The sequence below is a fragment of the Amphritea atlantica genome (assembly GCF_900111095.1).
Lineage (GTDB): Bacteria > Pseudomonadota > Gammaproteobacteria > Pseudomonadales > Balneatricaceae > Amphritea > Amphritea atlantica.
The window spans coordinates 459,736-484,099 of sequence record NZ_FOGB01000002.1 but is presented as its reverse complement, the minus strand read 5'-3'; the positions used below and the strand labels follow the sequence as shown (position 1 = coordinate 484,099).

Sequence of the window (24,364 nt, the reverse complement as noted above, 5' to 3'; positions counted from 1 at the left end):
CGCACCGATGCCTGTTTAACACTCTGCTATTTCAGCTTTATATTATCGGGCTATTGGCTGGTAGATTGCTGCAAAAAAGTCAGCCAGTGCCTTATAACTATCCAGCGGCAGAACCTGGGCAATATACTGATCAGGGCGAACCACAATCATACAGCCCTGTTCACGGTTGATACCCCGCATATCATAGATATCCCCCAGCCCTTTGTGATCAACACAAAACACCTTCTCATGGTCCTGAAGACCAAGTTTACCTTTGGTTGGGCAAAGCAGCGCGGGCATATCTTCATACGCCAACTGATCAAAGGTTTGCTGGAAGACAGCGCGAAGATCGATCAGACCATCGATATCCTCCTCTTTACCCGTGAACTTCACCACAGGAGAGTTCAGATCATTCTGAAGCCAGTCAGCCAGTTTGTGGACCGCTGATCCCGGTGCCGAGCTGTCATTCTTGCCTGCAAACGCATAGATGCGCCAGCGGGTATCTGCCTCAGCCACATGACCCAGCTGCATCTGCTTCGCATCCGCCAGGCGCACAACAGGAGCAGAGTGGAACCGGCGACCAATCTCTTCGCCCTTCGCCAGCGCCTGATGTGTTGCCGGGCCAACCAGAGCAGACTCACCATATTTAACCGCCAGTCCACCGGTAAATTCCAGATTAGCTTTAAACTGACGCATAAAGCGAGGCTCGTCACCATTATCCAGTACCGACTCCCCGGCAGGCGCGGACATAATGCGCGCCCACTCATGGTCGGTATCCACCAGACGTTTAGCCTCGGCCCAGCGTTCCGCAGAGTAACTGTGCAACAGAGCGGGATTAGCCCGTCCCTGGAGCACATGCGCCAGCTTCCAGCCCAGGTTAAAGGTGTCCTGCATGGACACGTTCATCCCCTGACCCGCTTTAGGGCTGTGAGTATGGCAGGCATCACCCGCGGTGAACACACGGGGGTTACGGCTGGCGGTTTCACCTTCTGGCACATCGTCAAACCGGTCGGTCATCCGGTGACCAATCTCATAGATAGACCACCAGGCAACCTCTTTAACATCGATCGAATAGGGCTGCATGATGCGATTCGCACCGGCAATCAGGTCATCGACTTTAAAGTTACGGTTAGCTACCCGCTCATCAGGATTCAGCTTATCCAGCTCAACATACATCCGGAAAAGATAGCCACCTTCCCGTGGCAGGATCAGTACGTTGCCTTCATGGGCAGAGGTGATCAGACATTTCTGACGTACATCCGGGAAATCGGTATTCGCCAGAATATCCATAACACCCCAGGCCTGATGTGCCGCATCCCCATGCAGTTCACCGCCAATCGCTTTGCGTACGTTAGAACGGGCGCCGTCACAACCAACGACATAGTTAGCGCGCACAGTTTTTCTTTCGCCCGCATTAATGCCACTGTTTTCAAGGGTAACGGTGACAGGGTATTCGTCAGTAGTCGTATCGACCTCAAGATCGACAATTGACCAGCTATAGTCGGGTTCCAGTCGTGTCTGTGAGTTTTTCATCACCTCGAGGAACAGCTCATGGATGCGCGCCTGGTTGATCAGGATATGGGGCATCTCAGAGGAATCATCGGCAACATCCTGCACTCTGCCGATACGTTTGATATTGGCTGGTTTTTCCGGATCAGGCATCCAGAAGTTGGTCTGATTGACCCAGTAACTTTCTCGCTTGATCTTATCTGCGAAACCAAACGCCTGGAACATCTCCATGGTCCGGGTATTGATACCGTCAGCTTTACCCTTTTCAATCGGACCCGGTGTAGGATCAACGATCATGGTGTCAATTTCAGGGAACTGAGACAGCTGTGCCGCCAGGCAGAGACCTGTGGGCCCACAACCGGCGATCAATACATCTACTTTTTCCGGCAGCGGAGCAAACTCACTACGGTCGCGACGCTTTGCTGTCGCATTTTTTATATCGGGATCACCCCCACGAAAACCATCCACATAATACTGCATCGCTTACACCTTCCGATCTTCTTGTTGTATAGAGGCAACCACTGTAAACGATCACATATATAGATAATAATTGATATTTATAGCCAGATATAAAGATTATGCATATATAAATGCTAACCCAATGATTTCGCGTCAACTAGCTTTCAGCAGTGACACCCTTAGCCCGAATTTTCATCACCGTCCGCTCCGCATCACGCCTGCTATATACCCTACGACCAATGTTTACAAATATAACATTGACTCTGGCTATATTTTGATCTTATATTAGATAAATCTAATAAATATAATACTAAAATAGAGAGTGATCTCTGGAGGAAATGTATGGCGCATATCATCATCCTCGGTGCCGGACTTGGCGGCGTTCCGATGGCCTATGAAATGAAGGATCTGGCCGGGCCAGACGATACGGTTACTATCGTTAGTGATAAGGATTACTATCACTTCGTCCCCTCCAACCCCTGGGTTGCTGTTGATTGGCGCAAGCGTGCAGATATTACCGTTCCTCTGGCCGCGCCAATGGCAAAAAAAGGAGTTGAACTGGTTGTCAATGCAGCTAAACGGGTTCACCCCGAAAGCAACGAACTGGAACTGTCTGACGGCACCCGACTGCGCTACGACCACCTGATTATCGCCACCGGTCCGAAACTGGCATTCGATGAGATCGAAGGCTTCGGCCCGGAAGGCTTCACAAACTCTGTCTGCCATATCGATCATGCAGAAACGGCCTGTGATCAATGGAACGCGCTGGCGGAAAACCCCGCTCCGATTGTTGTCGGCGCGGTGCAGGGCGCCAGCTGTTTCGGCCCTGCCTATGAAACCGCCTTCATCATGGATTCTGATCTGCGCAAGCGCAAAATCCGTGATCAGATCCCCATGACCTTTGTTACCTCAGAACCCTATATCGGCCACCTCGGCCTTGATGGCGTTGGCGACAGCAAAACCATGCTGGAAAGTGAACTGCGTAAGCACCATATCGACTGGATCTGTAACGCCAAAGTTGACCGCATAGAAGATGGCCTGATGCACGTTATCGAGTGTGATGAGCAGGGCGAAGAGAAAAAGCGTCACGAACTGCCCTTCGGCTATACCATGATGCTACCCGCCTTTACCGGCATCGACGCCGTGCGGGATATCGAAGGGCTGGTGAATCCACGCGGCTTTATTATTATCGATAAACATCAGCGTAACCCCACCTACCCCAATATCTGGGGTATTGGTGTCGCCGTCGCCATTGCACCAAAAAAACCAACCCCCGTGCCTACCGGCGTGCCTAAAACCGGCTTTATGATTGAGAGCATGGTCACCGCCACCGCCCATAACATCCGCTCGGTGCTGGACAGCAAAGAACCGGAAAGCGAAGCCACCTGGAACGCGGTCTGCCTGGCTGATATGGGCGACAGCGGTATCGCCTTTGTCGCCATGCCGCAGATTCCGCCACGCAACGTTAACTGGATGAAATCCGGCAAGTGGGTGCATCTGGCCAAAGTCGGCTTTGAAAAATACTTTATGCACAAGATCCGCAGCGGCGTCAGCGAACCGATCTTCGAGAAATTCCTGATGAAGATGCTGAATATTGATAAGTTGAAGAAGTAACAGGGGAAGAGGGCCGCCCGGTGAAAGCCGGGCACGCTTTCTAAAATCGTTAGCCCGTTGCTATGTGTCTAACTCACCCGAGCCATATATTCTGATGGCTTTAAATCACAGAGTTCTTCCAAATTACCCTGTAGCGCAAATACCCTTGGATCTGCACGAAATTTAAATACCCGGTAAAGGTGGTAACGTTTTGCGTTTTCTTGAGAAAAGCGTAACTCATTGGGCGTTACATAGAATGGCGTACTTTTCCCATACTTAGTTGTCTTAGCTTCGATAAAACGATCGGTGCCATCCTCCTCGAAAGAACGGATGTCAAAGCCTGCCGCAGGGCCTTCGGTCACAGACACCTGTTCTATTCGGTCCGCAAGAGACTCTTTTCCGGCTCTAATTAATCTCGCTTGTTCAAAATTGATAACAAACTGCTCGCCCGCATCGCCCAGCTTTTGGTTTTGCGCTTCCCGCTCCAAATAGTTTACTACGTTAGGAATATAGACAGCCTTAGGCTCTGAAATAGCACTTGCAGTTCGTTCTTCAGGCTTAGGAGGCTTATCAAATGCAGCTAAGAAGTCGGTAACAGTTGGCACCTTGGGAACAACCTCAGAATCAGCTTGAAAAAGAGCCAACACTTCAGGATTTTTAACTAAATAATCAGTTACGGCGTAAGGCAAAACTTTACGTTGATAGTTATAGCGAGGCTTATAGCCATCAATAAAAGGGATCCCAAATTCAATTAGTACAGCACTAATATTTTGATGTTTGAGCTCAACCGAACCATCGGAACGCCCACTGAGCCGCTCCTTTAACGCTCGCCGGTGCGCAGTTTTGTTGTATTTCTCGCCCAGCAATTCAAGACGAAGCATATCGAAGTAGTCTTGAACGGCCGCCTCAACTTCAGATTCTGACCAGTAATTAGCCATTTACATCCTTGAAATCTAAAACTAGTAATACCAACACTCTGCCTCTATTTATTCAAACTTTCAAACAGTTAAAGTGCCTTTCCTCAATATTAAAGATCGCAGAGGCCTGCCAGATCAATGATCAGGCAGTAAATAGCTGTTCCAAAAGCTTACTCAGCTGCTTAATATGCGCTTTGGTCATATTTTTGAAGCTTTTGTGAGAAAATCACCGGTAAAGTCCCGGCCGATGTTTAACCCTGTTTCTTAATCGCCACCGCTGTTCTTAGCCGGCCACTGCCAAAGGCAGACATCTTATCGAAATCCTGTCGGGTAATCGGCAGATACTGGTTATCGATCGCCAGTTGGCTGATATCCTCCGCATCAGGGTCATGGACGTATAAGCAGCGCTCATCAATGCCGGTAACCGCCACCCAGTGGGGCGCTTTTTTGCCATCCAGCCGGAAGGTGCTGATAAGAATAATCACCGCATAGCCCGCCTGCAGCCAGTCTGATATCCGCTGCTGATCTATCTCCGCATAGATCACATCGATATGTTCATCACGATCGGCCTTCTCCACAAACTGCTGATGCACAACCGCCAGCACCTCTTTTTTATGTGGAGATCGCACGCCATCAATAAACAGGGGGCCTTCGGTGTTGATCAGTGCCTGCACAGCAAAGCCCCGCTGACTGGCGGCCAGGGCCAGCCCCAGCGGATGGCAGCCACCGTGGCCGGTGGTCATAAAGATGGTGGTGGCTTGCCGCCAGATATCCAGCTCCTCTTTCTGGTCCACCACCTGTGACTGATCCAGGCTGGCCATCGCCATCATCAGCGCTGCCGGGCCGCAGGTAAAAGGGGTGGTTTGCTGATACCAGGGGGTCAGACGCTGGGTTTTATCGATGCTCAGATACTGAATCGTCTTCTGCATCCGCAGTGCATCGGAATGATCTTCATAATAGTCGTGATATTCACCAAACACCCGATAGCCACAGCGACGATATAGCGCGGCGGCCGCCTGATTGGTTTTAGCGACCTCCAGACGCATAAACAGATAGCCCCGTGCTGCGGTGGCGGACTCAAGTTCGCGTATCAGTCTGACAGCGGTGCCGGAACCGCGCATCTCTGGCAACAGTGCCAATGAATACAACCGCGCCAGCCGGGTGCCTTTATGGCACCAGACCAGACCATATCCGACCACCCGGCTTTGACTGACAGCAACAATAAACTCACCATGAGGGGCTTTTATCCAGTTGCGCAAACTGCGCCGATGCAGCCGATCCCCTGCAAAGCAGTTGTTCTCTATCTGCTCCAGTGTATTAAGATCATCCAGAGTTGCCCGGCGTAAGGTCACACTCTGAAGATCAGGTTTGGTTTTCATCAATGGTTATCCCTGATCATGGCCTAGCGTCCACGCAGCTCAAAGCGACGCAGGAACTCATGCATAATCTGCATATACAACTCTTCACCCAGGTAGAGATCCTCGACACCGCTATCAATGCTTGGGTTATCGTTCACCTCTATCACATAGGCGCACTTATCCACCTCTTTAATATCGATACCGTAGAGACCATCTCCCACCACGGCGGCCGCTTTCAGTGCCGCATCCAGCACCACCCGCGGCACTTCAAATGTCGCCAGGGTGTCAAATCCGCCAGAGAAGTTGCGCTTTGATCCATGGTTATAGATCTGCCAGTGGTTGCGCGCCATATGGTAGCGGCAGGCATAGATTGCCCGGCCGTTGAGCACGCCTATGCGCCAGTCATACTGGGTGAACATATACTCCTGTGCCAGCAGTAAGGCAGATTCCTGAAACAACTGATCCAGCAGGGTCTTCAGTTCGCCGCGGGACTCAGCCTTGAACACGCCTTTAGAAAACGACCCTTCAGGCAATTTCAGTACGACCGGATAGCCAAACGCCATTTCAATGCTGTCCAGCGTCTCCTCACTGGCATCGGTAATAACCTGAGTTTTCAGGCTGGGCACCTTCTTGTAGTTAAACGCATCGTGCAGATAGACCTTATTGCAACAGCGCAGTATCGAGCTGGGGTCATCCAGCACCACCAGACCATTCTCTTCCGCCTCGCACGCCAGACGGTAGGTATGATGGTCTATGGCGGTGGTTTCACGAATAAACAGACCGTCGAACTGATTCAGATGATTTAACTCATCCGCCGTTACCGTTTGGGCGCGGATACCATACTTTTCGGCCGCTTTAACAAACCGGGAGATCGCCCGCTTATCACTGGGGGGAACCTTCTCTTGCGGGTCCACCAGAATCGCCAGATCCCAACGGTATTTTTTGCCTGCCCCCTTCTTGTGCCAGCTGATACGGGCGTAATCATCCATCACCCCAAGGGCAAAGCTGAGCTGTTCAGCGGTCAGAGATGACAGAGAACAACGGCTCAGACGGATATCATAGCCCGATTCAGTCACACTCAGTGACATCTCCAGCAATGGTGCCGGAAACTGCTGAAACGCTTTGCCCGCGATTTTTTTAAAGCGGACATCTTCAACCGCCCCCATACAGATAATGTGAGAGCCCGCAACGAGCTGCTGTTCAGCCAGGCCGGCCAGCAACGAACTGCTGAGCCAAAGACCGGAACTGCGGCGGCTGCGCAGGGCATTGATCACTTTAACACTGGGCAGCACCTGGTGTTGCCGGGCTTCCGCCAGCAGGGAGCAGTAATAGCCCTTACTGAGATAGCGCTCGGTATCACACAGGTTAATAATGCGGATTTTCGGTTCACCCAGTTTAGGATAATCCCGCAGATAGGTTTCAAAGGTCAGGGTATTAGCAGGCAGCCCCGACAAAGAAACATCATCATCGACCACGAAAAGCGTTTTATACATATGTCAGTCCAAAGGTTTGGGGCGATGCTTGAGCACATCAGACACTGACGGTTTGGGCACCCCACATTTACAGGGTTGTTTAACAGTTTTTTGCTTCCGGACGATCCCGGAACCAGGTTTGATTTCACAAAAGGCGCACCATCACAGCAATAGTTATTTGGCGACCAGCGTTCTTAATACACCGGCCAGTAGTGCAATGCCTTCATCCACCTCTTTTTCAGTCAGCGTCAGTGCAGGCATAAACCGCAGGGAGTCCTCTCTGGGCGCATTCAGCAATAGCCCTGCGTCTCTGGCCAGTTCAACAATCTTCGGACCGGAAAAGGGACCGGTATTGATCGCCAGTAACAGGCCTTTACCCCGAATCGCTCCCAGACCAAATTCTTCAGCCAGCTCAGACAACCGCTGACAAAAATACTCGCTGACCCGGTTCACCTGTGGTAGAAAGTCTGCAGCCAACACCTCTTTCAGCACTGCGCCGGAGACGGCACACATCAGCGGATTACCGTTGTATGTGCCTCCCTGATCACCAGGATCAAAACAGCTGACCGTTTTATCGATGACCATCGCCGCAATCGGCACACCACCCCCCAGGCCTTTACCCAGCGTCATAATATGCGGCTCAGCCTGATACTGCTGATAGGCGAACAGACTGCCCGTACGGCCGATACCGGTTTGCACTTCATCCACGACCAGTAACAGATTATGCTGTTTACACAGCGCATCCAGTCCGGCAACAAACTCAGCATCCGCCGGGATCACTCCCGCTTCACCCTGAATCAGCTCCAGCATTACCGCAACAGTCTGATCATCAATGGCGGCTTCAGTAGCCGCCAGATCATTATAGGGCACCTTGGTAAAGCCGCTCACTTTCGGCTCAAACAGTGGCGCAAACGCCTCTTTACCGGTAGCCGACATCGTAGCCAGTGTCCGGCCATGGAAGCTCTGCTGGAAGGTAATGATTTTAAACGCACCACTTTTGTTCTTCTGACCCCACTTCCGCGCCAGCTTAATCGCCCCCTCATTAGCTTCCGCACCACTGTTAGTGAAGAACACCTGATCAAACCGGGAGTTCTCGCATAGCATCTCTGCCAGGTTCAGCATCGGCTGATTATAAAAAGCCGGGCTGGGGTTGATCAGTTGCGATGACTGTCTGATCAGAGCCTGCTGCATCAGCTTCGGACTGTGGCCCAGGGTGTTAACCGCCCAACCCTGAATCCAGTCAAGATAAGCGTTGTCATTCTGATCAAACAGATAGTGGCCCTCTCCACGGATAAAACAGAGCTCAGGCCGTTTAGTAATCGGGATCAGATAGTTTTGCTTCGCTACAACGTCGGTGACAGAATGAGATTCCATCTGTTTATTCCTTAAAAAATAATTAATTCGGGCTTCGCCGCTCTTGCACATCAATTCGCCCGCGGCATAGCGTAAATTCTGGACAAAAAAAACCGCAGGGGTTACCTGCGGCTCTTTGAGTATTTTGCTGGCTCAGACGGTTATCGTCGTCGGCCCACCACACCCAAACAGACACAGGTATACGATACATGGCGTCGCAATGTATTCAGGTATTCAGTCACTGATATTGGTGTGTTTTGAGATGGTTTCATAATGGCGCGAGTATCGGACTAATTTGCGTCACGGTCAATACAGAATATTCACTATTTTGATGAAATAGCACGCGGAACAACAAGCCATATATTTTTTCGTTCCGGATTATAAACAAATCGAAAAATACGACTAAAGGATAATAAAAAACAACTTCACAAAAATAATATTGAAATAGTCGATAATCTATTGAGCTGTATACCGAAAAAAGCGTGTCAAACGCTTGATTCAAACAGACATACTTCATAAGATTCTTGCGAAACAGGCGGCACTGGCTTTTGAATTTTAAAAAATCAGACAGGGCAGTTCAGCCACAAATATTATGACACCGGAACGTCGGGTAGTTGCTTAACTATCTGCTGAATGACACAGCGACAATATCTGATTTCTAAAAGAAAGCAGATCGGTCAGATGGAATTTAACCGGTATTTGCAAAGGAATGACAGATGAATAATTCTCTGAAAGCAACGCTTCTCTGCTGCAGCGTCTCACTGCTGGTTACCGGGTGTGGCGGTGGAGGCGGCGGTAGCAGTGCAGTTGTTAAACGCTCATTCACCAGCTTCAGCGCTATTCCGCCAAACACAATAGTTGATATTGAAGGGCAGTCAGTGGAATCCAGTTATGTTGCCAACTCTACATCTGTAACAAGTATTACTGACTTAGGCACAGACTCAACGGCTAAAGCAACCCTGACTTACGACTCCAACGGCAATATCTCAAAGTTATCAATAGCCACAGATAACGGCACAGTTAGTTGGGACTCATCGTCAGATTCTTTTTCCTATTCAGCACCAACTCTGGAAGTTCTTTCAGCCAACGAGAGCAACTATGGCGTAGCAATAGTTGCTGAAGATATGGGCTGGGATTACCAGACCCTCGGATCATGGGTCACCGGTATGGGAGATATCAACAGCGCCGGTCGAATTGGCTCAATATCTGTAGGGTCCCGCACCGATGGTAGTGCAGTTCCCACGACAGGAAGCGCCACCTTCGTTGGTATTACTTCTGGGGTTTATATTGATTCGGCGGGAACGGCTTTCTTTGTTGCTGGTAATACATCAATCAATGCAGACTTTTCAGCCCGAAGCCTGAACTTCACCACCTTTAACAATAACACGGTTAATGGGAATACCGGGGCGACAGGGGTTAATTCAGACCTCAATCTTTCCGGCACCCTGACCTACGCTGCAGGGTCTAATAATTTTTCCGGTTCAGTGAACGGTACCGGCCTGACAGGCTCAGCTAGCGGCTACTTCTATGGCCCCTCTGCTGAAGAGGCTGGCGGAACCTTTGCTCTCACCGGTAGCGGTGTTGAAAACTACACCGGCGCCTTTGGTTCCAAGCAGTAAGTTGCCCATCAAAATAAATCAGACTATCGGTTTACTGCTCTCTTCACTGGTATGGCTTAACAGCTATGCCGGTGAAGAAAAACCTGCAAGCCCTCCCCCCGTCAAAACCGAGAAGCTGGCGACCGAACAAAAGCTGCAGTCGCTGTTTGTGATGGGAGGGATAGCGCTGCAACAGGGAGATTACCCCCTGGCCGCAATTATCTTCCGTGAGATTCTGAAGCAGGAATACAGTCCCCGTGTAGAGCTTGAACTGGCCAGAGCACTATTTCTGGCGGGCGAGTTTTCAGCATCAAGAGAGATATTCAACTCAGCGCTGGACTCTGGCGGCCTGCCCTGGCCGGTAAAGCAGAAGGTCTATCTGTATCTGCAAGAGATTGATAACGCAGTGGGGTTTGTGGATTTCTCTGTCGCCCTGGTCAGCGATGATAACCCAACCAGCTTTACCTCAAAAAAAGAGATTACCATTCTTAACAACACCTATACCGTTCCAGAAACTCAGGAAGCACTGGGGTTAAACTATAAACTGCTGGGTGGAATTCCACTCTCTGACAACCTGCTTACTCAGGCCTATGCCACTCTTTCCGTACGTGATTTTGAACAGAGTTCATTAGACAGCTACACTCTGGATACCGGCATACGCTATACCCCCGCTGAAAAGCGCAACGTCTTGTTATCCGCTGGGGTAGAGAACCACTGGAACTCCCAATCCGGAAATTACCGTTACCCCTATGTCAGTGTTAAATACAGTCCCAGAATTACTGATCAGTTCAGCCAGGTGATTGAATACTCCATTGGCCGTCTCGACTTTGAAAAGGCTGATCATCTCGATACCACGCTACAAACGGTAGCTGGCAAGCTGATTGTCCCCATTGGTGAGAAATCCCGTTTTCTCGGGGGCTTAACCCTGACAAACTCCCACGCCAGAGAAAAGCCCTATTCCTATCGCTCTACAGCGCTGTCTGCTGCCGTTGAAATTCCCGTTGATTCCTGGAACGTAGAAGTGGGTGGTCGGTATACAAAAGCAGACTATGGTGATACAGATCCGTTTTTCAACCAAACAAGAAACGATAAAAAAACCGTCTGGCATATTAATCTGCTAAACCGGGATATCGACTGGAAAGGACTCACCCCCATGTTAGGAATCTCTTTTGAACAGGGAGAATCATCCATTGATTACTTCACTTATGACAGAGTGATGTTCACCGCTGAGCTAAGATCCTACCGATAAAGAGCTCAGCGCTTCACTTTTAACTGCTGATCCAGCACATCGCGCATCAAAGATTCAAACGCCTGCTCCTCGAAATACCCCAGCACCTGCGCGGCGGTTGAAAGCGAGCTGTTGTTCAGGTGCGCTTCGTGAACAATCGCAGACGCCGTATCATAGCCAATCTGCGGAGCCAACAGGGTGATGATTGACAGATTATGCGCCATATTCGATCTGATCTGCTGTTGGTTCAGTGCCAGTCCCGCCACACAATGCACGGCAAACGAGTTCATCGCATCGGCTAACAATCCGGTGCTTTCCATCAGATTATGGATAATCACCGGGCGATAGGTATTCAGTTGCAGCTGGCCCTGCGAGGCCGCCATCGACACCGTCAGATCGTTACCAAACACCTGCAGGCACACCATGCTTAGGGCTTCGCACTGGGTTGGATTCACTTTACCCGGCATGATCGAGCTGCCGGGCTCATTGGCGGGCAGTTGCCACTCATTCAGGCCGCAGCGGGGGCCACTACCCAGCAGACGAAAATCATTGGCCAGTTTCAGCAGCACCGCGGCCAGCTGCTTCAGGGCAGCACTGAAACGCAGTGAGGCATCCTCACCGGAGACCGCCGCATAAAGATTTTCATGGCGGCTGAAGGGCAGGCTGTATCGTTGTGCCAGACCCGCGGCAACCTCATCGCCAAAGCCCTCCGGGGCATTACTGCCCGACCCCACTGCTGTGCCGCCTATTGCCAGTTTACAGACCGCCTTCAGACTTTCCTGTATCGCCTCTGCGGCCTCTTTCAGCTGTGTGATGTGTGCCGACAACGCTGCACCCACTGTCACCGGCAGCGCGTCCATCAGGTGGGTGCGGCCCACGGTATAGATAGCGGCAAACTCTGTCTGTTTATCATTCAGTGCGGTCATCAGCTGATTGAGCGCAGGCAGCAGTATGTCATCGCTTTGCTGCGCCACGGCCAGACGCATCGCCGTTGGAAATACATCATTGGAGGACTGGGACATATTGACATGATCGTTGGGGTGAACCTTCGCACCGTCCTCAGATGCATCTTCGCCCGGGTTCAGTGCCCGGTTAGCCAGAGTGGTGATCACCTCATTGACGTTCATATTGGTCTGGGTACCCGAACCGGTTTGCCACACCCGCAGGGGAAACTGGTCCCGATGGTTACCGCCCAGCAGATCGTCGCAGGCCTGGGTTATGGCGTCATACAGATCGTCCGGGAGTCGTCCCTGACGATGATTGACCTCAGCGCACACCCGCTTTATATGCACCAGGGCATCGATAAAATCCGCTTCAAAGCGCTGTTGGCCGATATTGAAATTGATCAGTGATCGCTGTGTCTGCACTCCCCACAGCGCCCCTTCATCGACGCTGACCGGGGCAAAATACCCCTTAGCCTGTGAGGCGTCATTATGCTGGGCTGCGGTTTTGTCGCCAGACCCGTTGGCTGAATCGCTGTTAGGTGTTGCAGTGTCGCTTTTCTTCATCTCTCCTGTGCCTCCGGTTGTCAGCAGAGGCGAAGTCACAGCCCATGTCAGGGACGCTATCAGTGCAGCCGGTCCTGACATACTCATAAACCTTTAACTCCGGGCGCTGAAACAGCAGCCTCCACTGCTTAAACCATAGACTAAACCCGGTCAGTTCTCTATTTAATCGCATGCGTGATAAATTTCTGAATCGCATCATTCTCTTGTGGATGGGCAATAGCAGGACTGATCAGCTCAGGTTTGAACAGATACCCTTTATCGATCAATCCGGTAATAACCGACAGATGTTCAATTGAAACCTTACCCGACAACAGATTGTTAAAATCGGGGCGGGTTTCATAGGCATTCAGCATCTGATGCAGGCCCTGCAGATAAAGATAATCCTTGGTAAAACCGCCCCCACGATACACCCGGGCAGTAATGGTGAACGCCTGCTCATCGGCAACGTTATGCTGCTCTTTGAGGAACAGAAAGGTTTTCTTGAAATCGTTTTCCTCAACCATCGATTCAACCGCCAGCACCCTTAAAGCAAGGACTTTCAGCCGGGGAAGAGTCATACATCCGGCCAGATACTCACTGAGTATCGCCAGCCCTTCCTGCGTCATGGTATTAACCGGACAACCCATCGACAGGATTTTTAACGGCTGGCGGCGGGCGTTCAGGGTGGTAACCAGATGCACCCCCAGTTCATGATGCGCCAGGGCATCAACTTCCGTTTCAGATACACTGGCTGAGCGGTTAACTTTAACCGTCGTCCCGGACACCAGCGCATTAGCAATCATGCTGTCTTCCAGGCGGATCTGATACTCATAGCCTTCCGTCTGAGCAAACCGTTCAAGCCGGCTCACTATCTCATCCGCGCATAGCATCTCATCACGGCCCGGATCGGGGTCGGGCAGGTGCAGAATAAAGTTAGCATTGCGGATATCTTTTTCGCTGGGTTCGCCATAATAGCGAAACGACTCGTAGAGAAAATCGGCAGTGCCGATCGACTTATACTGATCAATCTTATCCACATAAGACTCGATCACATCGCTGTATAACTGGCTCAGTTCCGGGTCGGCAAGTTTATCAACCGGAAGGTTAAAAAGACTGCGTTTAAGACAGAATGAGTCGACCTTCTGAGTTGCATACACAAACGCCGGGCTGCGGGAAAAACTGGATTCAAAAAACGCAGCTTTTTCCTGCCGGTAGTTCACCGGGCTAACACTGTCCAGAATATTGAAGCCCTTAACCAGATCGTACAACTCATTATCCAGCTTCCTCAACGGTGCTGTTATCAGCTCAGTTGTACTCATAGTTTTGTCCTTCCAGAACGCCCGAGGGTCTGGTCTATTTTTTGATGTACACCGCGGGTCAGCACACGCAGACGGTTTTCAATAAACTCAACACCGCATAAAATCAACACCACCAGCAGCGACAGTTTGATAGCAGGCAGCAGATGGCCCATGCTGATAAGCACGCCTAACGCGGCCAGTATCCAGATCGCTGCGGCCGAGGTTACACCGATGACAGCTCCATGTTTTGACAGCATAACCCCCGCCCCCAGAAAGCCGATGCCAGTGACCACCTGCCCCAACACCCGGGTAGGATCAGAGGTCTCACCCTGCAGCAGCAGTGCGCTGGCGAGAAACAGGTAGGTTCCAACGGTGATCAGCGCGGAGGTCCGGATGCCAACAGGCTTGCCCCTGATCTGTCGCTCACAGCCAATCACTGCACCACAAAAAAGCGCGGTGCCGATTGCACTCCAGTGGTAGGGGGCGATATTAATCCATGCCGCCAGGTCCGTTGATAACGCCATTGTACTCAAAGTCGATTGCCTCTATCTTGGCGTGGTCTCGTTAAATAATAGCTGTTTTGACGCGAGAAACTGCTGTCCCAGCTGGCGGATGGCGGTGGCATTATCCTGCTGCAACGCTTCAGCAAGCAGTTCGCCTGCCTGCTCTCTGGAGATGTTCCGCAAGATCCATTTAATCAGCGGAATCTTCGCGGCACTCATACTCAGCTGTTGAATCCCCATACCTACCAACAGAATGACCGCAACCGGGTCAGATGCTATCTCCCCACAAACGCTCACCGGCAGATCTATCTGCTTAGCCATTGTGCTGATGCGCAGCAACTCATGTATCACAGCGGGATGAAGCGAGTCGTACCATTTCCCGACCAGCGGGCTGTTACGATCCAGCGCCAGCAGATACTGACTCAGATCGTTGGTGCCGATAGAGATAAAGTCGAGCTTATCGCGCCAGAACGGCAGCAAAGAGATACAGCTGGGCACCTCTACCATAATGCCAACTTTGGGGCGGCAGACCTGTACCCCTTCCTCTATCAGTTGATGATGCACTTCATTGAGTATGGCAAGGCACTGGTCCAGCTGCTCGGTTGAAGCAATCATCGGCAACATCAGATGAACATGCTCACTACCAGCTGCCGCCTTCATAAAAGCGCGTAACTGAGTAATTAACAGTGGCTGGTTATCCAGAATATAGCGAATCCCCCGCCATCCCAGCGCCGGGTTTTCCTCTTTCACCAATGGCAGATATGACAACGGTTTATCGGCACCGATATCCAGAGTACGAAAATAGACAGGTTTATCTTTATAGTGACTGATAAGTCTGCGATAGATCTTTTCCTGATCATCTTCAGAAGGCAGACTGGAACGAACCATAAAGGGGACTTCGGTACGGAACAGGCCAATCCCCTCGGCGCCAAATCTCAGCCCGGGCAAAACATCAGCCTGCAATCCGGAGTTCGCCAGCAATGTCACTCTGACATTGTCTTTAGTCACCGCGGGCAACTGACTGTCAGCCTGTAAACGATTTGCCAGTGTCTGTCGTTCAGAGATAATACGTTTGTATTCTCTGAGGGCCGATCTTGTGGGAGAGCAGATCACCTGACCGGCATCACCATCAACCACAACCTGCTCACTGTTCTGGACTGAGACCTCCCCCAGCCCCATCACCGCAGGGATGCCCAGGGCATTGGCAAATACCGCTATATGGGATAGCGAGCCCCCGCCAAAACAGACGATACCCGCCAGCCGGTCAGTAGCCAGATTAACAATATCAGACACGCTGATCTGGTCACCCACCAGAACCAGCGGTTCATTTCCTGCCGGCGCTTGTGGCTCTGAGGTACGCTGCCAGATCTGATAAAGCTTAGCGCCCAGCTGTTCAATATCCTCATGACGGGCCCGAAGGTAGGGGTCATCCATCTCTTTAAATTTATCGGAGAAAAAACTGACCGCTTGCCGGATCGCCCAGGGCAGTTGATAGCCTTGCGCCACCTCATCCAGAATTCGCTGCTCAAATGTCGCATCTTTTAACAGCATCTGATAGGCATCCAGTACTGAGGCAAGCCCCTCCCCCAACGTACTGCAGACGGTGTCGCGCTCTTCCCGCAATTCGCTCATTGCTTCCGCTTTCAGGCTTACCCAGCGCGTCTGCTCGGTTCCTACATCATCGGCTTTCAGCTTCTGAATTTCGGCAAGTCCGGACTCTTTACGAATGAATGCTCTACCCAGCGCTACTCCCTGTGCACCGCTGATCCCCTGATATAACTTTGCTTCAGATGGCGAAACAAACAGGTCCTTTGAATAGGTAGCTATCAGCATCGCCAGGTGGGTTGCCAGGGTAGAGAACAGCGCAACATGATCGGACGGCAACACTTCAGCACGACGGCTCTGCACGACCAGAACACCATTCACCTGAGCACGGTAAACCAGTGGTACGCCACAGAAACTATGGAACTGCTCCTCCTCAGAGTTTGCAACGTAGAAATAACCAGGGTGCTGATCCGGGTCTTTGATATTGATGGTGTTCTGCTGCTGCATCACCTGCCCCACCAACCCCTGCTTAGAGGGAATAACAACCGGATGGTTACGAATCAGTCCACGACTGGCCACCAGCCTCAGACTATCATCCGGCTGCCGCAGATAGAGACTGCATACGTCGACCAGCAGGGTTTCACTGATCGCCTCAACAATGTGCTGCACCTGCGCTTCAATGGTATTTGCTTTCGCGGCTGACTGAATAATCTGTGTGAGTTTAGTAAAGGCACTTTCACTGGAATTCTGACTCATAACACACGCCTTGTTTTGACAACCCTGAGCAACGTTAACCCCTGTCCTGCTCACCGGATAAAGCAAGCGAGACAGACAACATCCCCCTTTACATTAAGTTTATATCGCTCCCGACGCATCAAGACAATCAATTATAATCACTGTGGCTCACTTAATTGCCCCAGTCCGACCGGGTGCCTGACCGACCGCGATATTTATCAGTTTGCCGGGGTATTGCAGAGCGAAGCCGAACTGAGTAGTACAAAACCGAGGCGAAACTCGCCGCGGTCAGAATACTGATAGGGGGCGCTGATATAGCGCTGCTCAGCATCGCTGACAACAATCCCCAGGGCATCAAGATAGTGTGCCAGGCCGGCCGGCATAGCGTCCTGGCGAGTGGCTTTCCAGGCGATCAGACATTGCCCTCCGACGCCGTGCTGGTCCGCGATGAAAAACTCAGTTCTCGGACTCAACAGCCGCGCGCCCTCAAAATAGAGGCCAATATTAGCAGCCGTCAGATTACTATCACCAATAACCGTACCGCCGCTAAAGCCTTCCTGCTCTAGCTGCCCGGCAAGGGCCGCTGAAGGGTACTGCATCCGGTTAGCATTGCTTTTCACATAAGGAGCCAGCCAGAACTGGCTGAATCTCAGAACCATCACGATGAGCGCAAAAAATATAATCACCCAACGCAGCAGTCTCTCACGCCGGAAAGACAATCCTGCCGCTTCCGCCCTGCTAAGCAGATATAGAGGAAAGATAATCAACAGGGGCTGAAACCAGCGGCTCTGAAACTGGGTAATGCCAAACAACAGAATCAGCACCAGACACACCGATAGCGCCACCATCAGAAAGCGGCCCGCGAGCTGCCGGTGAATATTCAGATCACTGCCCGGTAGCGGACGATATAGTGAAGGACACAACAACGTCAGTACCAGCCATACCAGAATCAGGAACTCAGTGATATTCTTCGCCAGGCTGGAGACACCGCTGATAACCCCGGAGAGATAGCCTCCCCCATTGCCCTCACCCACCTGATTGCTGATGAACCCCCTGATCTCATCCAGATGATCCATCGCCCACAACAGATGGGGCAAAAACAGTAGCAGAGCAATAACCGCAGCAACCAAGATACGCCAGTCCATAATCAGACGGCGATACTCCCGTATCGACAACGCCGCCAGCAGCAGACTCAGGGCAAACAGTCCAAAACTGTACTTAGCCAGCATCCCGCTGGCCAGCAATACACCCAGTAATACATAGGCTAAGAGGGAACGCTTCTGATAGATATGGATAGCGGTATAGAAGGTAGCCGCCGCTATCGCCGTCGCCAGCACGGTATGGGTCAGGTCTCTGACCGATTCCCAGGCGATACTGGGAATCAGGAACAACGAGAAAGCCGCCAGCAACGCGATACGCTGATTCCCGATAAGCTTGCCCGCCGTCAGCCAGCTAAACAGATAGATACAAAAAAGTAGCAGCGATTTCAGCAGCGCCAGCGCCAGCACCCCAGTGCCAAACAACTGGAAGAAAAACCACTGTAACCAGCTATAAAGAGGGGGCTGCGTGTTATAGCCCAGCTCTAACTGCTGACCGAGAATCAGTTGCTCAGCCTCATCCAGCTCCAGCGTTCCCCCCATCGCCAGACGAATCAGCAGATGCACCAGGATATAACCGCTCAGCAGATATATAAAAAGGCGGGGGGATGAGGTCGCATTATCAGAGAGGGGCACCGGTAGTCCTTATTCCGAAATGATAGGGGAGACTATGTTATCACTGAGACCGGATAATCCGAATACCGCTGTCGCTGGTATTCACGCTCATAGCCCCACAAGCCCTATGACAGATCGCCCGGAGCGATACACCCGATGTGTTTTCCATGTTGATGTCTCGACAATAGCTTCCCGCATCGCCTCCTGAGCTTCCACTCAGCCAAAGCCGCGGAGGGCATCACAGTTCAGGGTCGACCCGGTTGCGGTCAGATGTGTTGATGCGATACCAGCCAGCAATACTATAACGGTCAGCTCTGGCCGGTAACACCTCATGGGGGAACTCCTCACTCAGGAATACAACCAACGTGCCAAACTCTGGCTGCACAGTAAGCAGAGGGACGCCGCTTTTTTCCGGATAAATAAGTAACTCACCACCATCATTATCTGTCCAGTCCGGATTGAGATAAGTCACCACCGTCAGCACCCGGTTCTGCTGCCCCCTGAAGGCATCGAGGTGGACTTTATAAAAATCACCCTCGCGGTAATGAGCGTAATGGCTCTCAAAGGAAAACAACCCCAGGAACAAGCGCCGGTTCAGCGCCTGCTTCAGACCATCTGTCCATAGCAGCCATTCCTGCCCGGCAGGCGTCGAGTTATCGATCCAGCAGATCTCATCACGCCGGATCGCTTCTACATTCTGATAATCGGCCTGACGACCAATCCCGGCCCGGCTGAAACGATCATCAGGCAGAGTCCTGACCTCCCGAGCCAGCGCCATACCCAGTTTTTCAGGCAACGCCTGGCGGATAACACAATAACCCTGCTGGTAAATCTCATGAGCGATGCGGTCAAATAACTCGCTGGATGACATTGGCGTGCTTCCCATTCGTCACACTACTTAGAAAAGCGCATTTGACAGAAAAACAACGTCACCGGCAATCTATTTCTGCATTCGCTATGAACTAAATAACAAAAACAGAAAGGGGCCGCTATTGCGACCCCTGTTTATGCGGATGATTCAGTGTCAGCTGCGACGATCAGCAGGGCTTCCGCGGCGCTCGCTACGTCCAAATGTGGGTGCAACATCGGTACTACGGACATAACCCACAACACAGCGTTCAGGGTCGATCACTTCACTCAACACCTCGCGCCACTTATCAGAGTTTAAGACCACATGTGAAGAGTCACTAAACTCTAACCAGCCATTTTCAACCATCGCTTTAACCTTGCGGCGAACGGTCTCGTAAGGGATTCCGGTAGCGATACTGATTGAATGATTGTTGCAGGAGAAACCTGCCACATCCTGACGGTCCTGCGCATCTTCGCGCTGACGCAGCGCCCAGAGCGATATTACATTAAAAATGATGGCCGACTTGATATCACCATCAAATACCCGGTAACAGCGAATCAGAAAATCGGTTGAAAAAGAAACAAAGCCCAGCTTCTGAGCCAGTTCATCGGCATCATAACTGGCACGCAGGCTAGTTGGCATACCCCCTCCAAAAATAGATTTTTTAGCGTCTTCAGAGCCAGCCCTGTGAGCAGTATCCTTATCCATTGTCCCCCCCTTGTTATAATTTTATGTAAAGTCCGTTTTACTTGTGCATTTCACCCATTCAGCGGCTTAATCAAACAGATCTCTCATTTTGAGTATAAAACAGAACATATACTATTCCGCCCCTGTCCGACAACAAAAACCCTGTAATAAATAGGAAATTTAACCTTTGAAACTGTTTTGTCATACTTTTCTAAGAAACTATATCGGCTAAATAAAAGAAAGGTTTAAAACAATGAAGACAAACTCAATTGAGCATCAGATCGGACAACTGATGCGGGATGGCCACAGCGCCGAACAGATCATCCATCTTATCGACCTCCCTGCCGAACAGGCGATGTCGCTCTACGCAGACTATATTGAACAGCGTAAACAGCAACAGCTGAGAGCCTCAAACCAGCACAACCAGGCAACCTACGCCATGAGCCTGCGTGCCTGAGAGCCGTTTTTGCTCTGCATCATTTTTTCACGATTCAGCTTCGATTAAGACCTTTTGAGGTATTTACAGTAAGTAGCCATATGCATACACTGCGATGACTAAAAATTCCGGGGCCGGTGATACGGCAGCGATAAACGGATACTAAAAAGGTGAGATGAGATGAAAAAAACGATGATTCTGGCAGTCACTGCCATGCTGATGACCCCTGTAGCTGCCATGGCTGAACGCGATGGTGCCACTCTGTATAACACTAAGTGTATGGCCTGCCATATGACTGGCGCAGCAGGAGCACCAATATTTGGTAATGCTGAACAGTGGGGCCCTCGCGCTGCAAAAGGTATCGATGCTCTGCTGGTCAGTGCAACTAATGGCCTGAATGCAATGCCACCCAAAGGCACCTGCATGGATTGCACCGAAAGCGAACTGAAAGGTGCTATCCAGTACATGCTGGATAACTCTAAATAATAGAGCTCAGATTAAAAAACCCGGATTTTCCGGGTTTTTTATTGTCTGAAGAACTTCAGATCTACAACCGCTTCAGAACACTTCCTGAGGTTCTAACGGGCCGAACTCTTTATCATTCGCCCCCTGCGCTTTAAGTTTTTTCAGTGCTTCAGGGTCATCCCCTTTCTGAATAATAATCTCTACCCGACGGTTCATACTACGGTTTTCTGCGGTATTGTTTGGTGCCAGAGGCTTAGTATCGGCATAGCCGATAATGGTAAAGCGGGACTGATCGATACGCGGATCGGCAAACAGCTCATGGCCAACCGCCAGAGCCCGGGCGGTAGACAGCCCCCAGTTAGACTCATACTGCCCGCCAGACACGGGAATATTATCGGTATGCCCCTCGATAGCCACTTTACCTCCGACATTCAGCAAAACATCACGGATCTTGGCTATGACAGGTATATAAGCGAACTTTAATTCAGCAGAACCGGAATCAAACGAGCCTTTCTCCTTAACACGAATGACAATCTTGCGGCCATCGGTATCGACCTCAACACTTCCCTGACCTATCTCCTGCCGCAAAGCCGCTGCAAACTCAACCGCCTCTTTCTTCGCTGCAGCCTCAGCCTGAGCCTCCATCTGCTGCAGCATCTGTTGCAACTTGTCCGCCGTTTCCCCTTCCAGCTTATCACTGATATCAGATTCCCCCTCCTGGGTTCTGACGTCCAGGGTCTGCAGGTCATTATTGAGAGTCATCTGCCTGACTTCATTCAGGGGTGTAGGCTCCGGCCGGCCGGGGCTGAACTCCTGTGCAATAATACTGGTTCCCTTGGGAATATCCTGAACCTTAATCTGATTTTGCACCCCAAACGCCTCGCGCATCGACCCCGCCAGCTGCTTAAACTTCAGTACATCCATCTCCGAAAATGACAGCAGCAGTACGAAAAAGCACATCAGCAGCGACATCAGGTCGGCGAAGGTTGCCAGCCATCCGGGAAGACCTGCGGGACAGGGGGGACACTCGAGTTCTTCATCACTCATCTTAGTATGTCCCTTTAAGCCTCTTCTGCAGCGACTGCACGTTTCGATTCAGGCAGATAGTTGCGTAACATCTGTTCAATCACCCGGGGGTTCTGACCCGCCTGAATGGCTAACAAACCATCGATAATAAGCGCCTGATTGAGGCTTTCCTCCTCTTTGCGGATAGAGAGTTTATCGGCAATTGGCAGGGCGATCATGGTTGCCACCATTGCACCATACAGAGTGGTCAGCAGCGCGACAGCCATCGCTGGCCCAATCGATTTTGGATCAGACATATTTGACAGCATCTGCACCAGACCCACCAGTGTTCCGATCATCCCCATCGCCGGAGCCACATCCCCCATTGCCTGGAAAATGGTGATACTGGTCTGGTGGCGATCCGTTGTCAGCTTCATCTCTTTATTCAGCAGCGTTTTGACAACCTCTGGATCATGACCATCCACCAACAACTGGATGCCCCGCTGCATAAAATCACTGCTGACCTCTTTATCTTCAAGTGAGAGCAGCCCCCCTTTTCGGGCAGCATCAGCCAGCTCCACCGTTTCAGTGATAATCTCTTCCGGACTGACCGATTTGAACAGAAATGCTTTGGCGGCGACTTTACCAACGCTGAGAAACTGTCCCAGCGTAAATTTCATCAACACCACCAGCAGCATACCGCCAATAACGATCAGCATTGACGGTACGTTGACAAACACACCGGGATCACCACCGAGCACCATTGCGGCGATAACGATGCCTAATGAACCAATCAATCCAACAAGTGTTGCTAAATCCACACAAATCCCCTTCGTGTCTCTGACTGCTTCAGCTCTCTGAACGGTCTGAACAGTCATACGTTATCGCCCGCATAGCGGTGAAACTTTAACGTGATGATACCAAAATTTTGACCGGGTTCCCCCTATATCCCTCTGTTTAGAGTACAATTTATGGGTCTGATTGACCCTGACCGGCCTGTCCGGTAATTTGTCGCCTTTTAAACGGTTCCAACACCGACGGTATGCTCTATGTGCGCAAAGAAAAAAACACCTGATTTTGAAACCTCTCTGTCACAACTGGAAACCATGGTTAACCAGCTGGAGCAGGGCGAACTGTCTCTGGAACAGTCACTGCAGACCTTCGAACAAGGGGTCCGCTTAACCCGTGAATGCCAGTCTATTCTCGCCGATGCCGAACAAAAAGTGCAGATGCTGATTGAGCAAAATGGGGAGTTAAAAGAGGTTCCCTTTGACCTCCCAGAGGAGTGATCTGATGGACGCTAAACCGCTGTTGCAGCAATATCAGCACCGGGTCGAACAACAGCTCAAGACAGTTCTCAGCCATACCTGTGATGCCGACCGGGTTCGCCAGGCGATGCATTACTCCCTCCTCAACGGCGGCAAACGGGTTCGCCCTGTGCTTGTCTATATGGCCAACCAGTTGCTGGGGGGGCAGCTCGGGCAAGCGGATGCCGCGGCCTGCGCGATTGAATGTATTCACAGTTATTCGCTGGTGCATGATGATCTTCCGGCAATGGATGACGATGAGCTGCGCCGGGGCAAACCTACCTGCCACATCGCCTTTGACGAGGCCACTGCAATTCTCGCGGGCGATGGTCTGCAAGCGCTGGCCTTTGAGCTACTGGCGGCAGACACAACCCTGCCGACAGAGATCAGTCTGAAGATGGTCGGCATACTGGCTCGTAACAGTGGTTATCGGGGCATGGTGGGGGGGCAATCTATCGACCTCTGCAATGAAGGCCAGCAAATCACGGTGGAACAGCTTGAACTGATGCATCAGCATAAAACCGGCGCCCTGATCAGTGCCAGTGTTGAGCTGGGTGCCCTGTCGAGCAACCGTGCGAGCGCCACCGATCTGCAGGCGCTGAACGCTTACTCCCGTGCTATCGGTCTGGCCTTTCAGGTAAAAGACGATATTCTGGATATTGAGAGTAATACTGAAACCCTGGGTAAACCGCAGGGCTCCGACCTGTTACTGGAGAAATCCACCTATCCGGCGCTGCTGGGAATGGCAGGCGCAAAGCAAAAGTTGGTTCAGCTGAATCAACAGGCCCATGCCAGTATCGACTATTTTAAAGATGCAGCTGCGCCGCTTCACTGGCTGGCTGACTACATTGTTGAGCGCCAGTATTGA

The 24,364-nt window shown here is 51.2% G+C and carries 21 protein-coding genes; 7 read left to right on the top strand and 14 right to left on the bottom strand.

From position 1 onward, the window contains the following. Window positions 1-42: 42 nt before the first annotated feature. Window positions 43-1,968 (bottom strand): FAD-dependent monooxygenase, encoded by a 1,926-nt coding sequence (locus tag BMY09_RS05500; RefSeq protein ID WP_091355032.1) that lies wholly within the window; start codon window positions 1,966-1,968, stop codon window positions 43-45. A 321-nt stretch (window positions 1,969-2,289) separates the two neighbouring features. Between BMY09_RS05500 and BMY09_RS05495 the strand changes: the two genes are divergently transcribed. Beyond that, window positions 2,290-3,561 (top strand): NAD(P)/FAD-dependent oxidoreductase, encoded by a 1,272-nt coding sequence (locus BMY09_RS05495; protein ID WP_091355030.1) that lies wholly within the window; start codon window positions 2,290-2,292, stop codon window positions 3,559-3,561. Window positions 3,562-3,629: 68 nt separating this feature from the next. On the opposite strand, the gene BMY09_RS05490 is transcribed toward BMY09_RS05495, so the two are convergent. From BMY09_RS05490 to BMY09_RS05475, 4 genes are all read right to left on the bottom strand, one after another. Continuing rightward, window positions 3,630-4,478 (bottom strand): protein NO VEIN domain-containing protein, encoded by an 849-nt coding sequence (locus BMY09_RS05490; RefSeq protein ID WP_091355028.1) that lies wholly within the window; start codon window positions 4,476-4,478, stop codon window positions 3,630-3,632. Window positions 4,479-4,708: 230 nt separating this feature from the next. After that, window positions 4,709-5,836 carry a GNAT family N-acetyltransferase/peptidase C39 family protein gene (locus BMY09_RS05485; RefSeq protein ID WP_091355025.1) on the bottom strand — a complete coding sequence of 376 codons (1,128 nt, stop codon included), beginning with the start codon at window positions 5,834-5,836 and terminating at the stop codon, window positions 4,709-4,711. Between the two features lie 23 nt (window positions 5,837-5,859). Next, on the bottom strand, window positions 5,860-7,308 hold the full coding sequence (locus BMY09_RS05480) for a RimK family protein (RefSeq protein WP_091355023.1): 1,449 nt from the start codon (window positions 7,306-7,308) through the stop codon (window positions 5,860-5,862). 153 nt (window positions 7,309-7,461) lie between these two features. Beyond that, on the bottom strand, window positions 7,462-8,661 hold the full coding sequence (locus BMY09_RS05475; RefSeq protein WP_091355021.1) for an acetylornithine transaminase: 1,200 nt from the start codon (window positions 8,659-8,661) through the stop codon (window positions 7,462-7,464). A 695-nt stretch (window positions 8,662-9,356) separates the two neighbouring features. On the opposite strand from BMY09_RS05475, the gene BMY09_RS05470 reads away from it, so the two are divergent. Further along, the gene (locus tag BMY09_RS05470) at window positions 9,357-10,259 is read left to right on the top strand and encodes a transferrin-binding protein-like solute binding protein (RefSeq protein ID WP_091355019.1); all 903 of its coding nucleotides are present in this window, start codon (window positions 9,357-9,359) and stop codon (window positions 10,257-10,259) included. Next, complete coding sequence (locus BMY09_RS05465; protein WP_175483445.1) at window positions 10,222-11,487, top strand: surface lipoprotein assembly modifier; 1,266 nt, start codon at window positions 10,222-10,224, stop codon at window positions 11,485-11,487. The genes BMY09_RS05470 and BMY09_RS05465 overlap by 38 nt, the downstream gene beginning before the upstream one ends. A gap of 5 nt (window positions 11,488-11,492) precedes the next feature. Here the strand turns inward: BMY09_RS05465 and BMY09_RS05460 are convergent, their stop codons facing one another. From BMY09_RS05460 to BMY09_RS05430, 7 genes are all read right to left on the bottom strand, one after another. Continuing rightward, complete coding sequence (locus BMY09_RS05460; protein ID WP_217647395.1) at window positions 11,493-13,061, bottom strand: class II fumarate hydratase; 1,569 nt, start codon at window positions 13,059-13,061, stop codon at window positions 11,493-11,495. Window positions 13,062-13,132: 71 nt separating this feature from the next. Continuing rightward, window positions 13,133-14,272: a flavohemoglobin expression-modulating QEGLA motif protein gene (locus tag BMY09_RS05455; protein WP_091355014.1), complete on the bottom strand. Its 1,140-nt coding sequence runs from the start codon at window positions 14,270-14,272 to the stop codon at window positions 13,133-13,135. Next, window positions 14,269-14,775, bottom strand: a complete 507-nt coding sequence (locus BMY09_RS05450) for an MgtC/SapB family protein (protein ID WP_091355011.1) — start codon at window positions 14,773-14,775, stop codon at window positions 14,269-14,271. The genes BMY09_RS05455 and BMY09_RS05450 overlap by 4 nt, the downstream gene beginning before the upstream one ends. 21 nt (window positions 14,776-14,796) lie before the next feature. Then, window positions 14,797-17,055: a phosphoenolpyruvate--protein phosphotransferase gene (gene ptsP / locus BMY09_RS05445; RefSeq protein ID WP_091355008.1), complete on the bottom strand. Its 2,259-nt coding sequence runs from the start codon at window positions 17,053-17,055 to the stop codon at window positions 14,797-14,799. A gap of 197 nt (window positions 17,056-17,252) precedes the next feature. Continuing rightward, window positions 17,253-18,767 (bottom strand): ArnT family glycosyltransferase, encoded by a 1,515-nt coding sequence (locus tag BMY09_RS05440; RefSeq protein ID WP_091355005.1) that lies wholly within the window; start codon window positions 18,765-18,767, stop codon window positions 17,253-17,255. A gap of 217 nt (window positions 18,768-18,984) precedes the next feature. Beyond that, window positions 18,985-19,632, bottom strand: a complete 648-nt coding sequence (locus tag BMY09_RS05435) for a 2OG-Fe(II) oxygenase (protein WP_245756507.1) — start codon at window positions 19,630-19,632, stop codon at window positions 18,985-18,987. Between the two features lie 138 nt (window positions 19,633-19,770). Beyond that, the gene (locus BMY09_RS05430) at window positions 19,771-20,238 is read right to left on the bottom strand and encodes a hypothetical protein (RefSeq protein ID WP_139203136.1); all 468 of its coding nucleotides are present in this window, start codon (window positions 20,236-20,238) and stop codon (window positions 19,771-19,773) included. 298 nt (window positions 20,239-20,536) lie between these two features. On the opposite strand from BMY09_RS05430, the gene BMY09_RS05425 reads away from it, so the two are divergent. Continuing rightward, window positions 20,537-20,740, top strand: coding sequence for a hypothetical protein (locus BMY09_RS05425; protein ID WP_091354998.1), 204 nt, complete (start codon window positions 20,537-20,539; stop codon window positions 20,738-20,740). A 159-nt stretch (window positions 20,741-20,899) separates the two neighbouring features. Next, on the top strand, window positions 20,900-21,205 hold the full coding sequence (locus BMY09_RS05420; RefSeq protein ID WP_091354995.1) for a c-type cytochrome: 306 nt from the start codon (window positions 20,900-20,902) through the stop codon (window positions 21,203-21,205). A 72-nt stretch (window positions 21,206-21,277) separates the two neighbouring features. Here the strand turns inward: BMY09_RS05420 and BMY09_RS05415 are convergent, their stop codons facing one another. Both BMY09_RS05415 and pomA read right to left on the bottom strand, forming a co-directional pair. Then, window positions 21,278-22,231: a flagellar motor protein MotB gene (locus BMY09_RS05415; protein WP_091354993.1), complete on the bottom strand. Its 954-nt coding sequence runs from the start codon at window positions 22,229-22,231 to the stop codon at window positions 21,278-21,280. 14 nt (window positions 22,232-22,245) lie between these two features. Further along, complete coding sequence (gene pomA, locus BMY09_RS05410) at window positions 22,246-23,010, bottom strand: flagellar motor protein PomA (RefSeq protein ID WP_091354990.1); 765 nt, start codon at window positions 23,008-23,010, stop codon at window positions 22,246-22,248. 228 nt (window positions 23,011-23,238) lie between these two features. On the opposite strand from pomA, the gene BMY09_RS05405 reads away from it, so the two are divergent. Next, window positions 23,239-23,478 (top strand): exodeoxyribonuclease VII small subunit, encoded by a 240-nt coding sequence (locus tag BMY09_RS05405; protein ID WP_091354988.1) that lies wholly within the window; start codon window positions 23,239-23,241, stop codon window positions 23,476-23,478. A 4-nt stretch (window positions 23,479-23,482) separates the two neighbouring features. Further along, window positions 23,483-24,364, top strand: a complete 882-nt coding sequence (locus tag BMY09_RS05400) for a polyprenyl synthetase family protein (protein WP_091354986.1) — start codon at window positions 23,483-23,485, stop codon at window positions 24,362-24,364.

What these genes read in the sequence shown, in the direction of transcription:
- BMY09_RS05500 (WP_091355032.1), bottom strand. Translation starts at nt 1,968, where the DNA reads ATGCAGTATTATGTGGATGGTTTTCGTGGGGGTGATCCCGATATAAAA.
- BMY09_RS05495 (WP_091355030.1), top strand. Translation starts at nt 2,290, where the DNA reads ATGGCGCATATCATCATCCTCGGTGCCGGACTTGGCGGCGTTCCGATG.
- BMY09_RS05490 (WP_091355028.1), bottom strand. Translation starts at nt 4,478, where the DNA reads ATGGCTAATTACTGGTCAGAATCTGAAGTTGAGGCGGCCGTTCAAGAC.
- BMY09_RS05485 (WP_091355025.1), bottom strand. Translation starts at nt 5,836, where the DNA reads ATGAAAACCAAACCTGATCTTCAGAGTGTGACCTTACGCCGGGCAACT.
- BMY09_RS05480 (WP_091355023.1), bottom strand. Translation starts at nt 7,308, where the DNA reads ATGTATAAAACGCTTTTCGTGGTCGATGATGATGTTTCTTTGTCGGGG.
- BMY09_RS05475 (WP_091355021.1), bottom strand. Translation starts at nt 8,661, where the DNA reads ATGGAATCTCATTCTGTCACCGACGTTGTAGCGAAGCAAAACTATCTG.
- BMY09_RS05470 (WP_091355019.1), top strand. Translation starts at nt 9,357, where the DNA reads ATGAATAATTCTCTGAAAGCAACGCTTCTCTGCTGCAGCGTCTCACTG.
- BMY09_RS05460 (WP_217647395.1), bottom strand. Translation starts at nt 13,061, where the DNA reads ATGAGTATGTCAGGACCGGCTGCACTGATAGCGTCCCTGACATGGGCT.
- BMY09_RS05455 (WP_091355014.1), bottom strand. Translation starts at nt 14,272, where the DNA reads ATGAGTACAACTGAGCTGATAACAGCACCGTTGAGGAAGCTGGATAAT.
- BMY09_RS05450 (WP_091355011.1), bottom strand. Translation starts at nt 14,775, where the DNA reads ATGGCGTTATCAACGGACCTGGCGGCATGGATTAATATCGCCCCCTAC.
- ptsP (WP_091355008.1), bottom strand. Translation starts at nt 17,055, where the DNA reads ATGAGTCAGAATTCCAGTGAAAGTGCCTTTACTAAACTCACACAGATT.
- BMY09_RS05435 (WP_245756507.1), bottom strand. Translation starts at nt 19,632, where the DNA reads ATGGGAAGCACGCCAATGTCATCCAGCGAGTTATTTGACCGCATCGCT.
- BMY09_RS05430 (WP_139203136.1), bottom strand. Translation starts at nt 20,238, where the DNA reads ATGCCAACTAGCCTGCGTGCCAGTTATGATGCCGATGAACTGGCTCAG.
- BMY09_RS05425 (WP_091354998.1), top strand. Translation starts at nt 20,537, where the DNA reads ATGAAGACAAACTCAATTGAGCATCAGATCGGACAACTGATGCGGGAT.
- BMY09_RS05420 (WP_091354995.1), top strand. Translation starts at nt 20,900, where the DNA reads ATGAAAAAAACGATGATTCTGGCAGTCACTGCCATGCTGATGACCCCT.
- BMY09_RS05415 (WP_091354993.1), bottom strand. Translation starts at nt 22,231, where the DNA reads ATGAGTGATGAAGAACTCGAGTGTCCCCCCTGTCCCGCAGGTCTTCCC.
- BMY09_RS05405 (WP_091354988.1), top strand. Translation starts at nt 23,239, where the DNA reads ATGTGCGCAAAGAAAAAAACACCTGATTTTGAAACCTCTCTGTCACAA.
- BMY09_RS05400 (WP_091354986.1), top strand. Translation starts at nt 23,483, where the DNA reads ATGGACGCTAAACCGCTGTTGCAGCAATATCAGCACCGGGTCGAACAA.